The 14,668-nt window shown below is 67.7% G+C and carries 9 protein-coding genes and 1 pseudogene; 8 read left to right on the top strand and 2 right to left on the bottom strand.

Annotated features, from left to right (window positions below):
- A pseudogene (locus AB0K52_RS24260) lies at positions 1-488 on the bottom strand (sugar ABC transporter permease); the annotation flags it as partial.
- 139 nt (positions 489-627) lie between these two features.
- Complete coding sequence (locus tag AB0K52_RS24265) at positions 628-2,319, bottom strand: hypothetical protein (RefSeq protein WP_363536629.1); 1,692 nt, start codon at positions 2,317-2,319, stop codon at positions 628-630.
- Positions 2,320-2,635: 316 nt separating this feature from the next.
- Here AB0K52_RS24265 and AB0K52_RS24270 point away from each other — a divergent pair, with 316 nt between their 5' ends.
- From AB0K52_RS24270 to AB0K52_RS24305, 8 genes are all read left to right on the top strand, one after another.
- Complete coding sequence (locus AB0K52_RS24270; RefSeq protein WP_363536632.1) at positions 2,636-3,340, top strand: FadR/GntR family transcriptional regulator; 705 nt, start codon at positions 2,636-2,638, stop codon at positions 3,338-3,340.
- Positions 3,341-3,451: 111 nt separating this feature from the next.
- Positions 3,452-5,776 (top strand): glycoside hydrolase N-terminal domain-containing protein, encoded by a 2,325-nt coding sequence (locus AB0K52_RS24275; RefSeq protein WP_363536635.1) that lies wholly within the window; start codon positions 3,452-3,454, stop codon positions 5,774-5,776.
- Between the two features lie 25 nt (positions 5,777-5,801).
- A complete protein-coding gene (locus AB0K52_RS24280; RefSeq protein ID WP_363536638.1) occupies positions 5,802-6,791 on the top strand; it encodes a LacI family DNA-binding transcriptional regulator in 990 nt (329 codons plus the stop codon).
- 204 nt (positions 6,792-6,995) lie between these two features.
- Positions 6,996-7,937 (top strand): ABC transporter permease subunit, encoded by a 942-nt coding sequence (locus AB0K52_RS24285; protein ID WP_363536712.1) that lies wholly within the window; start codon positions 6,996-6,998, stop codon positions 7,935-7,937.
- A gap of 140 nt (positions 7,938-8,077) precedes the next feature.
- Entirely contained in the window at positions 8,078-8,923 is an 846-nt protein-coding gene (locus AB0K52_RS24290) for a carbohydrate ABC transporter permease (protein ID WP_363536715.1), read from the top strand.
- An 84-nt stretch (positions 8,924-9,007) separates the two neighbouring features.
- Positions 9,008-10,651 (top strand): ABC transporter substrate-binding protein, encoded by a 1,644-nt coding sequence (locus AB0K52_RS24295; protein ID WP_363536641.1) that lies wholly within the window; start codon positions 9,008-9,010, stop codon positions 10,649-10,651.
- A 79-nt stretch (positions 10,652-10,730) separates the two neighbouring features.
- The gene (locus AB0K52_RS24300) at positions 10,731-13,163 is read left to right on the top strand and encodes a glycoside hydrolase family 2 TIM barrel-domain containing protein (protein ID WP_363536644.1); all 2,433 of its coding nucleotides are present in this window, start codon (positions 10,731-10,733) and stop codon (positions 13,161-13,163) included.
- Positions 13,164-13,374: 211 nt separating this feature from the next.
- The gene (locus AB0K52_RS24305; protein WP_363536647.1) at positions 13,375-14,607 is read left to right on the top strand and encodes an alginate lyase family protein; all 1,233 of its coding nucleotides are present in this window, start codon (positions 13,375-13,377) and stop codon (positions 14,605-14,607) included.
- Positions 14,608-14,668 lie beyond the last annotated feature (61 nt).

Consider the following 14,668-nt stretch of genomic DNA (forward strand, 5'->3'; position numbering starts at 1 on the left):
AAGGTGTCGGGGTTGGAGGTGAAGTTGAGGCGTTCGCCGCCGGAGTCCATGATCCAGTTGGAGACGAGGCCGTCGGCGCCGAGGACTTGGACGAAGACGGTGACGACCAGGACCCAGGAGAAGAAGTGGGGCAGGTAGACCACTGACTGGAATGTGGATCTGACTTTGAGGGAGATGATCGAGTTCATCGCGAGGGCGAGGATGACCGAGAGCGGGAACATGCACAGCAGGTTGAGTGCGGCGAATTTGAGGGTGTTGAGGAGTGCGGGGGTGAAGTAGGGGTCGTTGAACAGCCGCTCGAACCACGCGAAGCCGACGAACGGGTTCTCCCAGAACGGCCGGTAGGGGCTGTAGTCCATGAACGCGATGATGTTCCACAGCGAAGGCCAGTAGTGGAAGACCATCAAATGCGCCACCACAGGCAGCGCGAGGACCAGCAACGGCCAGTCATGACGCAGCCGCTGCGCGACCGTTCGCTTCCTTCGCACGATCGGACGGACGGCCTCACGGTCCGTCTCGGGCGGGGCTTGAATTGCAGTCATCGAAAATCGGGTCCAGTCGTCGTTCCTGTATGGAGGAAAGAGCCGGGCGGCGGCTTGGGAGGCAGCGTTCCGCCCGGCCCGGTTCTTACTCGCCGTGAACGGCCTTGTACGCGTCGGTGTAGTACTGGCGGGCGGCTTCGCCACCGTTGTCCATGAACGTGGCGATCATGTCGGGGATCGAGGAGAGCTCGGCGCGTCCGTAAGCGATGTCGCTCTGCTGGTCCCACAGGGTCTGCGCGGCGGCCTTGAAGTCGGCCGGGCCCTCGATCCGGATGCCCTCGAACGCGTTCGGCGCCGCGTACTGCTGGATCGAGGCGTTGTACTCGAAGCGGGCGGCGACCATGTCCGGGTCCCCGGTGAGGAACGTCTGGACCTGCCCGCACAGCTGCTTGTAATTGATCGGCGCCTGAATGAGCTTGGATCCCAGCTCGGTGTAGACGGGATTCCCGTCCGGGTCCAGGGTGAAGTGCTCGCCTTCGACGCCGTACTGGAGCAGCTGGTACTCGGTGGTGCCGTACGGGGCGGCGCACCAGTTCGCGACGTCCAGGATCTCCTCGACCTGCTCGCGGCTGAGGTTCTTGTTCAGGAAGGTCCAGCCGTCGACGCTGCTGGCCATGTACACGATCGGCTCGCGTCCCTTCGCGGCCAAGGCGGGCAGCGGGTTGATCTCGCCTTCCGCCTCGCCCTTCTTGACCTTGAGCGCGTACTCGTTCCAGCGGCCGATGTTGTCCTGGGTGAACAGCACCTGCCCGGCCTGCTGCATGGCGCCCGCGTCGAGGGTGCCGGTGGGGGCGTCGGGGTGGATGAGCTTCTCGTCCCACAGGAGGCGGCGGAACTCGATCATTTCGGTGAACTCGGGCCGCTCGACGTTGTGGACCATCTTCTTCTGGTCGGGGTCCCAGTTCCAGCCGTCGGTGCCGCCCAGGCCGAACCATTGCGGGACGAACCAGTCCAGCCCGGCGAACGCCCACTTGCCGTTCGCGTCGTCCGACCAGGCGCGGGAGACCTCGAGGAGCTCTTCGACCGTGGTCGGCATCGCCAGGCCCTCGGCCTCCAGGAGGTCGATCCGCACCATCACGGCGTTGCCCTGACCGCCGGTGAAGTTCATGGGAATGCCGTAGATGGCGGCGGTCGTCTCGTCCGCGGGGTCCTTGGACCACACCGACTGCCCCCACGATGAGGAGGGAAGACCGGCGAGCAGCGGCCAGCGCTCGGCGATGTCGCCTTGGAGGATCTCGGTGAGGTCGTAGAAGTTGTTGACCACCGTCTCGGTGAAGCTGCTGTGGGAGCCCAGCATCCAGCCGAAGAGCTGGATCCCGTCGCCGTACTCGTCGGCCTTGAGCCATTGGACCGAGGTCTCGGCGTAGGTGACGCCGTCGGCGTGGCGCAGGTTGACGGCGGTGCCGCCCCAGGCGTCTGTGACGGTCGCGTAGTACGGGTCGTCGTTGGACGGGGTGTCGCCCCAGACCGGCACGGTCAGTTCGTAGGTGCCGCTGCCGGAAGGAAGGTCGGTCACCGCCTGGACCGGCTCGGGGTAGGAGGTGAAGGCGGAAGGGTGGTTCGGGGGCTCGCCGACGAGGTCCGGCTGGACCGGGAGCGGCCATTCCTCGTAGGTGGGCAGGAAGTCGAAGCCTTCGGTGACCTGGGCGGAGCCGCTGCCGGCCTCGATGTCGCCGCAGGAGGCGATGAGCGGCAGTCCGGCGGCGCCGGCCGCGCTGATGCCGGCCGCCTTGAACAGGGACCGTCGCTGGAGGGATGAGGGTCGAGGGGAAGCCACGATGCTCCTTTCGGTCGGTGCGCGGCGCGTGGGAACGCGACGCGGGACACCAATAAATTTGTATATATGTACAAATTAATGTAGCGGAGGAGTGGGTCCGGCCGCAAGAGAAAACGCCCCCAGATGTTTGATGATTTCACGAGTCGCAGCGGCTGCCAAGTGGCCCGCAGGGCCTCATCTGCATTGAGGAGGCCGATTTTTCTCTATAAAACGGTCAAACATCTCAGGTTCCAGAGGGCAATACATCAGTCCTTTGGCTGGTGGGAGGGTGTCCCCGATCTTGCAGGCGAAACGCGACCACAGGCATACTTGCTGCATGTCCCGCTCCGACGGTGTCGTCAACGGCATCAAACGCATGATCATCGACGGCGAGCTCAGTCCGGGTGAACGGCTCCCGCCGGAGAAGCGGATGTGCGAGCTGCTCGATGTCTCGCGGAGCACGCTCCGGGAAGGGATCCGGGCGTTGTCCTCCATGGGGATCCTGCAGACCCGGCAGGGCGACGGCACGTATGTCACCGCCTTGGACGTCACTGATCTTCTAGCGCCGCTGGGCTTCGTCGTCGATCTGCATCGGGAGGGGCGCGACGACCATGTGCACCTCGTCAGGCGGCTGCTCGAGAGCGAGGCGGCGCGGCTCGCCGCGTCGCGCATCTCCGCCGAATCACTCGTTGAGATGAAGGACGTGCTCAACGAGACCGAGCGAGTGCTGGAGAGCGAGCCGGAATCCCTCGACCGGCTGGTCGAGCTCGATATCGCCTTCCATCGGACGATCGCCGTCGGTTCGGGCAATCCGGTGCTCGCCGGCATCGCCGAGGCGCTCGTGAGCCGGAGTGTGCGAGACGAGATCTGGCGCGGCCTCCGTGAGGCGGGCGTCGCCCAGCGAACCCACCAGGAGCACAAGGCGATCTGGCTGGCGCTCGAAGCCCGGGACACCGAGATCGCACGCGTCCGAATGGCCAACCATCTGGCCGGCGAAGAAGAGGCGCTGCGGAGCGTGCGCTCTGCCCCCGACGCCGCCTGACCCGCTACCGGGCTCTTGCCCCCATGGTCGATCGGCGATACCGTGAACCTTCACGAATAGAGGGAGCGCGCCATGCGTCACGGGTCGAAAGTCGGCCATGAGAGCACGATCGTGCTGGATCGACCTGCGGAGATGTTTCAAGAGGCGTTCGTGCTGGGGAACGGGTCGCTCGGCGCGTCCGTGTACGGCGCGGCGGGGGTCGAGACGTTCGACCTGAATCTCGACACCGTATGGTCCGGTGGCCCCCGCCCCGAAGCCGACGTGTCAGAGGCGCCCGGGGTGCTGCTCGCGGAGCTTCGGTCGGCGATCGCCGCGAGCGATCACGACCGGGCCGACCGACTCGCGCGGGCGATCCAGGGCAAGGGCTGGACCGAGTCCTACCAGCCGCTCGGGCGGCTTCGATGGCGCTGGGGCACAAGCGAAGCCGCCGATCAATACCAGAGAAGCCTCGATCTCGCCCACGCCGTCGCACGGGTGGAGACCGCCGCGGGAGCCATGGAGGCATATGCGAGCGCCCCTCACGGCGTCCTCGTGGCCGAGGCCGCGGGGACCGGTGACGTGCCGACCGAACTCGGCTTCGAGTCGCCGCACCCGGGCGTCGAGGCGAGGTCCTGGGAGGAGGACGGCATCACCTGGCTCCTCGCCACGGGGCGGGCGCCGAGCAAGGCGCTGCCGAACTACGTCGAGGCCGAGAACCCCGTCGAATACGACCGGGACGCCCCCGGAGCCGACGGCACGGTCGCGGCCGGAATGGGCTGGGCGGTGGCCGCCGCCCTGGCGGGGAGGCGGCTGATCGTCTCCGCCTCCAGCGGATTCCGCGGCTGCGGCGAACGGCCGAGCGCCGACTTCCCGACCCTGGCGGCGGAGGCGACGGCGCCCGTCCGCGCCGCCCTCGCGGAGAGCTCCGTCGAGCTGCGTCGGCGGCACGTCCAGGACCACCGCGAGCTCTTCGACCGTGTGCGGCTCGACCTCGCTCCGTCCGCCGACCCGCGCGCGACGGCCGCGCAGCGGTACTTCGACTTCGGCCGCTACCTGCTGATCGCCAGCAGCCGAACCGGGACCCAGGCGGCGAACCTCCAGGGCATCTGGAACGTCGACGTCCGGCCGGGTTGGAGCGCCAACTACACCACCAACATCAATGTCGAGATGAACTACTGGGGCGCGGAGGCCGCGGGCCTGCCCGAACTGCACGAGCCGCTGTTCGACCTGGCGCGCGATCTGGCCGAAGCCGGGCGCGCCACCGCGGCGAACGTCTACGGGGCCGCGGGCGCGGCGGTCCACCACAACACCGATCTGTGGCGGTTCACCGAAGCGGTCCACGGCGATCCTCAATGGGCGAACTGGCAGACCGGCCTCGCCTGGATCGCGACGCACCTCGGCGACCATCTCGACCACCGCTGGGACGAGGACTTCGCGAGATCGACAGCGGCACCCGTCGTCCGAGCCGCCGCCGAGTTCCTGCTCGACCAGCTCGACGAGGACCGCGACGGCCATCTCGTCATCAGCCCCTCGACATCTCCGGAGCACCGTTTCCGGGACGGCGAGGGCCTCGGCACCGTCACCGCCGGGGCGACCATCGACCAGGAGCTGACAGCGCAGACCTTCGACCGACTCGTCGCGCTCGCCGACCGACTCGGCGATGATGCAGGCGACCTTCCCGAGCGGTGCCGCGAGGCGCGAGCGCGCCTGCGCCCGCCCGCGATCGACGATTCCGGCCGGCTCTGCGAATGGGCGCCTTCGCTGCAACCCAGCGAACTCGACCACCGCCACCTCTCCCACCTCTACGGGGCCTTCCCCGGATCCAGGATCACGGAGACCGCCACGCCCGCCGAATTCGAGGCGGTCAAGCGGGCTCTGGCGCACCGGCTCGAACACGGCAGCGGCTACACCGGCTGGAGCCAGGCCTGGGTACTGTGCCTGGCCGCCCGGCTTCGCGACGCCGCGCTGGTCGAGCGCTCCATCGGGACCCTCGTCGGCGGGCTCAGCTCGGACTCGCTGCTCGACCTCCATCCTCTTGAAGGCTGGCCGGGCGACGCGATCTTCCAGATCGACGGGAATCTCGGCGCGATCGCGGGGGTGGCGGAGGCGCTGGTCCAGAGTCATGACGGTGCACTGTCGCTGCTCCCGGCGCTGCCTCCATCATGGAGCGCCGGATCGGTCTCGGGTCTTCGCGCCCGAGGCGAACGCACCGTCGACCTCGCATGGAGCGCGGGCGTCCTCGAGCGCGCCCGCATCCGAACAGCGGTGGGTGGCGAGCTCGTGGTCGAATTGGACAAGGGTCTATCGTTCACTGTCGCCGGCGCCTCCGGCGAGCCCGTAGAACCGCGTCGAATGCCGATCGCGCCGCTCGGCCGCGAGCGCCATCGCTGGCCGGTCGAAGCCGGAGAGACGTACGAGATCCGGGTGCAACCCCTCGTGCGCCGGTCGAGAGCATGAGTTCCATCAACGGAAAGGCGGCGCAGTGGCCAAACAGGTGACGATCCTCGACGTGGCGGCGGAGGCGGGCGTGTCACGGCAGACGGTGACGCGCGCGATGAACGACATGGCCGGCATCAGGGAGGACACGCGGCAGAAGGTGCTCGCCGCCGCCGAACGGCTCGGCTACCGCCCCAGCCGGTTCGCCCGCAACCTCGTGACGCGGCACAAGACCCACGCCGTCGGACTCGTCGTGGCCTCGTTCCGCAACCCCTACTACACGGACATCGCCGCAGACATGCTCCAAGCCTTCGGTGAGCGCGGCTGGCAGATCATGATCGCCGCGTCGCAGGGCGAGGCGAGCGATGACCTGGACCTCCTGTCGACGCAAGTCGACGTGGTCATCGGCCACTTCGACGGGAGCGACGCCGACCTGCTGGAAGCCTCACGTGGCCTGCCCGTGATCCGCCTGGAGTCCCGGAGCGACACCCCGGGCGTCCATTCGGTCGAGATCGACATCGAATCCGGGATCATCGAGGCGATCGACGCGCTGCGAGCCCGCGGCGCGAGGCGTTTGGGCATGGTGGACTCCTCGTACTCGGCGCGCCACGGCGGCGCCTACGAGCCGTCGCCTCGACGGGGATGGTTCGAGGAGCACGTCGGCGAACAGCTCAGCGGCGTGGTGGTCGGCGAAGAGTCGATCTCCGGGGGCGGTCGCGCGTTCGCCGAGCTGATGGAGCGGCACCCGGATACCGACGCGGTGCTGATGTTCAACGACCTCATGGCACTCGGGGCGGTCCAGAACGCGCACGCGATCGGCATCGACATTCCCGGCGAAGTCCGCATCGTCGGCGTCGACGGACTGGCGCTCGGCGAAGCGGTCGACCCGCCTCTCACCAGCATCGCGCTCGACCGGGAAGGGTTGGCGGCGAGCGCAATGGACATCGTCGAGGAGCTGGCGAAGACGAACTTCGCCAGGATCGAGCCGATGCACCGCAGCGTGCGATCGAAGATGCTGTGGCGGGCCTCGGCCTGACCTGAGTAAATCCACCGGAGGATCTTGACAGGATCGAGGTCCATCATTATCGTGAACCTTCACGAGAGTTTTCGTGAACCTTCACGAAACCTGTTCGTGAAGGTTCACATTGTTGGGTCGCGAAGGAGCGAGCGTGAGCATCTTGAACGGGGAGTGCCGCCACGCGGTACACCGGACGAAGGGGCGGGAGCGGTGACCGCGTCGCTGGACGCGGGGACCGCCGCCACGCTCCGCGACCGCCGGCGGAGGACCCGCCGACGGAATCTGCGCCGCCACTGGCAGCTCTATGCGCTGCTGGTCCTGCCGGTCGCCTACTTCGTGATCTTCCAGTACATCCCGATGGCGAACAACGTGATCGCGTTCAAGGACTACAACGTGGTCCAGGGGATCTGGGGTTCGCCGTGGGTGGGGCTCGAGCACTTCGAGCGGTTCTTCGCCAACCCGGTCGCGTTCGATCTGATCCGCAACACGCTCATGCTGAGCCTCTACGGCTTCCTGGCGGGGTTCCCGATCCCGATCATCTTGGCCCTGGCCTTGAACGAAGTGCGGATGCGGTTCTTCAAGCGCACCGTCCAGCTGGTCACGTACGCGCCGCACTTCATCTCGACGGTCATCGTGATCTCGATGCTCATTCTGATCTTCTCGCCCCGCATCGGATTCATGGCAGACGTCCTGGGCTTCTTCGGCATGAGCGAGAACCTGCTGGCCGATCCCGACGCCTTCCGGAGCGTCTACGTCTGGAGCGACGTGTGGCAGACCGCGGGCTACTCGGCGATCATCTACATGGCCGCGCTGGCGGGCATCGACCCGAGCCTGTACGAGGCGGCGCGCCTCGACGGAGCCAGCCGGCTCCAGAAGATCTGGCACGTCGACCTGCCGGGGATCGCCCCCACGGTGGTCGTGGTGATGGTCCTGAGCGTCGGGTCCGTCATGGCGATCGGGTTCGAGAAGGCGTTCCTGCTGCAGAACCCGCTCAACCTCTCCACTTCGGAGATCATCGCCACCTACACGTACAAGATCGGCCTGCTCAACGCTGACTTCAGTATGGCGACGGCGGTCGGGCTGTTCAATTCCGTCGTCAATCTCATCCTGCTGCTGGCCGTGAACACCGTCTCCAAGCGCGTGACCGGCAACGGCCTGTGGTGAAGGAGGAAGCCATGACTCGAACCGACCAGACGGCGCCCCCCATCGAGGCCGCGCCGCCGATCGAATCGGAGGCGACGGTCCGCCGGCGCAAGCGCCGACGCCCCAGCCAGGTCCAAGACACCCCGGTCGACCGGCTCTTCATGGCCGGCGTCTACCTCCTCTTGACCACGTTCCTGCTCATCGTCCTCGTGCCGCTGGTCAACATCGTCGCCAGCTCGTTCTCCAGCCCCGCGGCGGTCTCGGGCGGCCGGGTGTTCCTGTGGCCGGTCGACTTCACGCTCATCGGCTACGAGGCGGTGCTGAGCAACGAGGACATCCTCACCGGGTTCGGCAACTCGCTGTTCTACGCCGTGGCGGGGACACTGGTGAGCATCACCCTGACGGTGATGATCGCCTACCCGCTCTCGCGGTCAGAGCTCGTGGGGCGCAAGGCGCTCATCGGGGGCGTCCTGTTCACGATGCTGTTCTCCGGCGGCCTGATCCCGACCTACATGGTCGTGCGGGCCCTCGGGCTCCTGGACACGCGCTGGGCGATGATCATCCCCGCCGCGATCGGCGCGTGGCAGGTGCTCATCGCGATGACGTTCTTCCGCTCCTCGATCCCGGGGGAGTTGTACGAGGCCGCGCAGCTCGACGGCGCCTCGGACCTGCGGTTCCTGTGGTCGGTCGTGCTGCCGCTGTCGAAGCCGCTGCTGGCGGTCATCGCGCTCATGTACGGCATCGGGCAGTGGAACTCCTACTTCTCCGCCCTCATCTACCTGCGCAGCGAGGACCTGTATCCGCTGCAGCTGGTGCTGCGGAACATCTTGGTGCTGAACAACAACAGCGGTGGAACGGATCTGGCGAACCAGATGGAGGCCAAGCAGATCGCCGATCTCATGAAGTTCTCCCTCATCGTCGTGTCCACAGTGCCGGTCATGCTCGTCTACCCGTTCGTGGCCCGGCACTTCACCAAGGGCGTGATGCTCGGCTCCGTGAAGGGCTAGCGCACCGCCTCTCTGATGTCGCCGTGACCGGCTGACGGCGTCCCCCCTCGAACCCATCAACTCCTCAACGAAAGGCAGTCAACGATGACCAGCAGATTCACCCGGGCGGCAGCGGCCGGAGCGGCGCTCGCCGTCTCCGCCGGCGCGTTCGCCGCGTGCTCCTCGGAACCGGAGACCACTCCGGACGACGTGATCACGATCTTCGCGCCCCAGAACCCTGAGATGGACCTCGACGCGAACGCGTTCACCAAGGTGATCGAGGAGAAGTTCGACGTCGACCTCCAGTTCGAGACGACCACCTACGACGGCACGGCGGCCGCCGAGAAGCGGCAGATCTCCCTCGCCAGCGGCGACTACCCCGACGCCTACATGCTCATCCCGTGGGTCGACCAGTTCAACAACGACGAGCTGGTGAAGCTCGGCGGCCAAGGCGTCATCGTCCCGCTCGACGACTTGATCGGCGAGGACACGCCCAACATCACCGCCGCCTTCGAGGACGAGCCCGACTACCAGAGCGCGGCCACGGCGACCGACGGGAAGATCTGGGGCCTGCCCCAGTGGAACGAGTGCTTCCACTGCTCGTACGGCACCAAGCTTTGGATGAACTCCGACTGGCTCGAAGCGCTGGACCTGCAGCAGCCGACCACGCCGGAAGAGCTGCGGAAGGTCCTCGAGGCATTCAAGACGCAGGATCCCAACGGGAACGGGAGGGCCGACGAGGTACCCCTCGCCGGGGCCGTCGGCAACTCGATCCTCCCCTACCTGATGAACCCGTTCGTGTATACGGCGGGCGTCAACGCCGAAGGCACGACTCCGGCATCGCTCGCGGCGGTCGGCGATCAGGTCGTGCTCCAGCCGACCCGCGACGAGTGGCGGACCGCCATCGCGTACGTCAACTCCCTCTACGAGGACGGTCTCATCGACGAGGGCGCGTTCACCCAGAACGGTGAAGCGCTCTGGGGGGAGGGCAACAGCGCCGAAGGTGTGATCCTCGGATCGGTGACCGCGCTGCACCCCGGGGTCTTCGTCGACATCGCCGCCGCCGACGGCCGCGGGACGCAGTACGACGCGGTCCCGCCGCTGACCGGGCCGAACGGAAGCGACACCTCCTGGGCCGGCCCCGCCGGCGCCGGCGGGGCGACGTTCGTGATCACCAACCGCGCCAGCGAGGCCAAGCAGCGCAAGCTCATGCAGATCATGGACTTCATCTACTCGTACGAGGGCCACATCATCGGCGAGTTCGGTGTCGAAGGCGTCAACTGGGCTTCGCCGAAGGAGGGCGACGTGCCGCTCGACGAGACGGTCGAACCGCTCTACGAGCTGCTGCAGGCGCCTGAAGGCGAGGGCATGAACAACGCCTGGGGCGCGATGACGCAGTACTTCAGCGACGAGACGTTCCGCGGCGGCCAGATCGTCGGCACCGACATCTACGACCCGAGCGGCTACGAGCGCCGCCTGTTCGAGGCCACGAAGCTGTACGAGGGCCACGAGTCGGATGACGCGTTCCCCTACTGGGAGGTCTCGGTCACCGGTGACACCGCGTCGGAACTGGCGACCGTCCAGACCAATGTGGAGAGCTTCGTCGTCCAGGCGAGCGCGGAGTTCGTGACCGGCACCCGCGACATCGGCAGCGACGAGGACTGGGACGAGTTCCAGCAGAACCTCACCGACCTCGGCGCCGAACGGTACCTCGAGATCTACCAGCAGGCCTGGGACGAGTCCCAGTAGACCGCCGCATTCCGGGGCGGGCCGTGCTGCGAGGACGGCCCGCCCGTCGACACCCAATGTGCTGAGAGGTTCCGACCGCATGATCCGCGAGCAGCGCTTCATCAACGACGACTGGACGTTCGCCTTCGGCGAGCATCCCGGGGCGGAGGGCGAACCCCCGAGCCCGGACTGGTTCGACATCGGCCTGCCCCACTCCTTCGACCTGCCGGACTTCCGCGAGCAGCGGTTCTACGTCGGCCACGGGTGCTACCGCCGCACGATCGAAGTCCGCCCGGAATGGCTCGGGCAGTGGATGGCCCTGGAGTTCCTCGGGGTCTTCCAGATCGCCGAGGTGTTCGTCAACGGCCGCCTCGTCGGCCGCCACGAAGGCGGTTACACGCCCTTCACCGTCGACATCTCCGACGTGGCGCGCGCCGGTGCGAACGAGGTGTTCGTGCGGGTCGACAACCTCTGGAACCCGCGGCTCGCCCCCCGGGCGGGGGACTACAGCTTCGCGGGCGGCATCTACCGGGATGTCAGCCTCATCGTCGCCGACCGGGTCCGCATCGACTGGTACGGCATCGATGTGACCACGCCCGAGGTGAGCCGCGAGCGAGCGACGGTGGCGGCCGCCGTCGAGGTGGTCAACGACGAACCGCGCCCGGTCGAGGTGTCGGTGGCGGCCGTGGTCGCCGATCCCGCTCGAACGGTCGCCGCGCTCGCGCCGGTGCGGCGGACCATCCCCGCCCGATCGCGCGCGGTGATCGATCTCGAAGGGGCCGTTGACCGGCCGCTGCTGTGGCATCCCGACCATCCTCACCGGTACAAGCTGACGGCCTCGGTGTCGGTGGAGGGGACCGCGCGGGACTCGCAGCGGGCCGAGTTCGGCTTCCGCTGGTTCGAATTCACTGCGGACCAGGGTTTCTTCCTCAACGGCGAGCATCTCGATCTGCACGGCGCCAACGTGCACCAGAACCGCGGCGGCTGGGGCGACGCCGGGACCCGCTCCTCCATTCGCCGCGACATCGCGATGATCAAGGACCTGGGGATGAACATCATCCGCGGCTCCCACTACCCCCACCACCCGTACTTCGCCGAGGAGTGCGACCGGCAGGGGATGCTGTTCTGGTCCGAACTGCACTTCTGGGGCATCGGTGGCGAGGACGTCGAAGGCTACTGGTTCGCCAGCGCCTACCCCGTGGATCCGGCCGATGAGCCGGAGTTCGAGGAGAGCCTGCGTCGGGCGCTGCGGGAGATGATCCGCGTGCACCGCAATCATCCGAGCATCGTCACCTGGAGCATCGGCAACGAGGCGTTCTTCAGCGATGACAGGGTCATCGACAAGGCCAAGGCGCTCACCGCCGAGCTGGTGGCACTCTCGCACGAGCTGGATCCCACGAGGCCCGCGGCGGTGGGCGGGGCGCAGCGGAAGGGCTTCGACGTGCTCGGCGACATCGCCGGGTACAACGGCGACGGCGCGGAGCTCTTCCACGACCCCGGCATGCCCAGCGTCGTCTCCGAATACCACGGTGTTCGCGGGCAGGGGCCGGGGGAGTACGAGGTCGAGTGGGAGCACGGGGTCGAGGTCGACTACCCCTGGCGCTCAGGGAAGATCTTCTGGTGCGCGTTCCACTACAAGTCGATCGCGGACGGCGCCGGCCTCCAGGGCCTGGCCGATTACTGGCGCATGCCCCGCAAGCCCTACTACTGGTACCGCGAGAAGCTGCGCGGCATCGCGCCGCCGGACTTCCCCGAGCCGGGCACGGCGGTCGCGCTGCGGCTGACCGCCGATACCGACACGATGCCGACCGACGGCACCGGAGACGCGCGGCTGACGGTCGAACTCCTCGACGAACACGGTGCGCGGGTGGTCGACGACCGGCCCGTGGTCTTGACGGTGGTCGAAGGCGAGGGCCTGTTCCCTTCGGGACGGAGCATCACGCTCGATCCGGGGAACCACAGTCTGTGGGGCGGCGCGGGGGCGATTGAACTGCGGTCGTATACCCCTGGGCCGCAACGGGTTCGCGCATCGGCGGAAGGCCTTGCCGCTGCCGAGCTCCTGCTGTCCGCGACCGGACCGGCGAAACCGGCGCGAGGCCTGGCGCGGCGGCTCGCGCCGCCCGCGCCGTATGCGACCGAGCCGCCCGCCGGGCGGCGGAGGGCTTCCTTGGCCGCTTATCGGCCGGTGCAGGTGAGCAGTGCTGAGCCGCGGCATGAGGGCGGGAACGCCACGATCTCGGGAAGCGGCACGTTCTGGCGTGCGGCCCGCCGCGATCCGGGCGAATGGATCACCGCCGACCTCGAGTTCCCCTACGAGATCAGCCGGGTCGAGATCGTCTTCGCGGAGACCCCCGCGCATCCCTGGGCGGTCGAGACGAGTGTCGACGGGCGCGCGTTCGAGCCCCTGCACCGCGGCGACCCGGGCGCTGAGGCGCTGTCGGCGTACCTGGAGTTCCCGGCGAGGACCGCCCGTCGGGTGCGGCTGTCCTTCCCGGAGAAGCCGATCGACGTCGAGGAGCTCCGCGTGTACTGAGTTCCCAGCGACCCCGGCCAGGGGCAGGGCGGTCTCGGTCCCTGCCTCTGGCCGGCATGTCCGAAAAAGTTTGACTCTGAAACTTAATATTGAAACATTCGCATTCTTCGTGCTACGTTCAAGCGGAACGCAACACGATACACCGTGAACGTTCACCAGATCGCGGTGGCTTTCCCCCGGCATCGCTCACCGCATGGCGCAAAGGAGCACCATGAGCAACGAACCGCAACACGAACCGCGCCCCCGCGCGAACCTCAACCGACGGCACGTCCTCAAAGGAGCCATCGTCGCGGGCGGCCTCGCCGCCGCCGGAGCCGCAGGTCTCGGCACCGCCTACGCCCAGAACGGCACCCACCCCGGCCTCCTGCACACGCAGGCCGACTTCGACCGCATGCGGCAGCGGGTCTACGCCGCGCAGGACCCCTGGAACTCGGGCTGGAAGAAGCTCATCGAGAACCGCCACTCCTGGCCCGACTGGCAGCCCAACCCGCAGACCGGCATCTACCGGGGGAGCGGCTGGCCCGAGAACTACCACCTCTTCTACAACGACATCCACGCCGCCTACCAGAACGCCGTGCGCTGGCGGATCACCGGCACCACCACCCACCGCGACTGCGCGGTGCGGATCCTCAACGCCTGGTCGGGGACGCTCCGGGAGATCAACGGCTCGGCCGACCGCTGGCTCGCCTCGGGCATCTACGGCTACCAGGCCGCCAACGCCGCCGAGCTCGTCCGCGACGCGCCCGGCTTCGACCGGCCCCGCTTCCAGGCGATGCTGGCGAACATCTTCTACCCGATGTGCGACCACTTCCTCCGCGTCCACAACGGCGCCTGCATCACGAACTACTGGGCGAACTGGGATCTGTGCAACATGGCCGCCATCATGGCGATCGGCGTCTTCAACGACGACAGCGCCAAGTTCGACCAGGCCGTCGACTACTTCTGGAACGGCGGGGGCAACGGCTCGATCACCAACGCCATCCCGTTCATCCACTCCGGCCAGTACGCCCAGTGGCAGGAGTCCGGCCGCGACCAGGCCCACGCCATGATGGGCATCGGACTCATGGGCACGGTCATGGAGATGGCCTGGAATCAAGGCGTCGACCTCTACTCGGCCCGCGACAGCGCCTTCGCGAAGGCCGCCGAGTACGTCGCGCGCTACAACCTCGGCCACGACGACCTGCCGTTCACCAAGTACACGTGGGGCTCGGGCGTCAACTGCAGCTACAACGAGCACACCGTGATGGGCGCGGGCGGCCGCGGCCAGACCCGCCCGGTCTGGGAGCGGGTCTACCACCACTACTCGTCCCGGCGCGGCCGTTCGATGCCCAACGTGCTCGCCATGGCCCAGCGCCAGAGCCCCGAAGGCGGTGGCGGCGACTACGGCACCACCTCCGGCGGCTTCGACGAACTCGGATTCGGCACGCTCACCTACGTGCGCTGAACCCTTCCAAAGCGGCGCTGCCGCGACCGTCAGCGGGGCCGGACCGAACCCGGCCCTGCCT

This window comes from Glycomyces sp. NPDC049804, from assembly GCF_040674615.1.
Lineage (GTDB): Bacteria > Actinomycetota > Actinomycetes > Mycobacteriales > Micromonosporaceae > Glycomyces > Glycomyces niveus.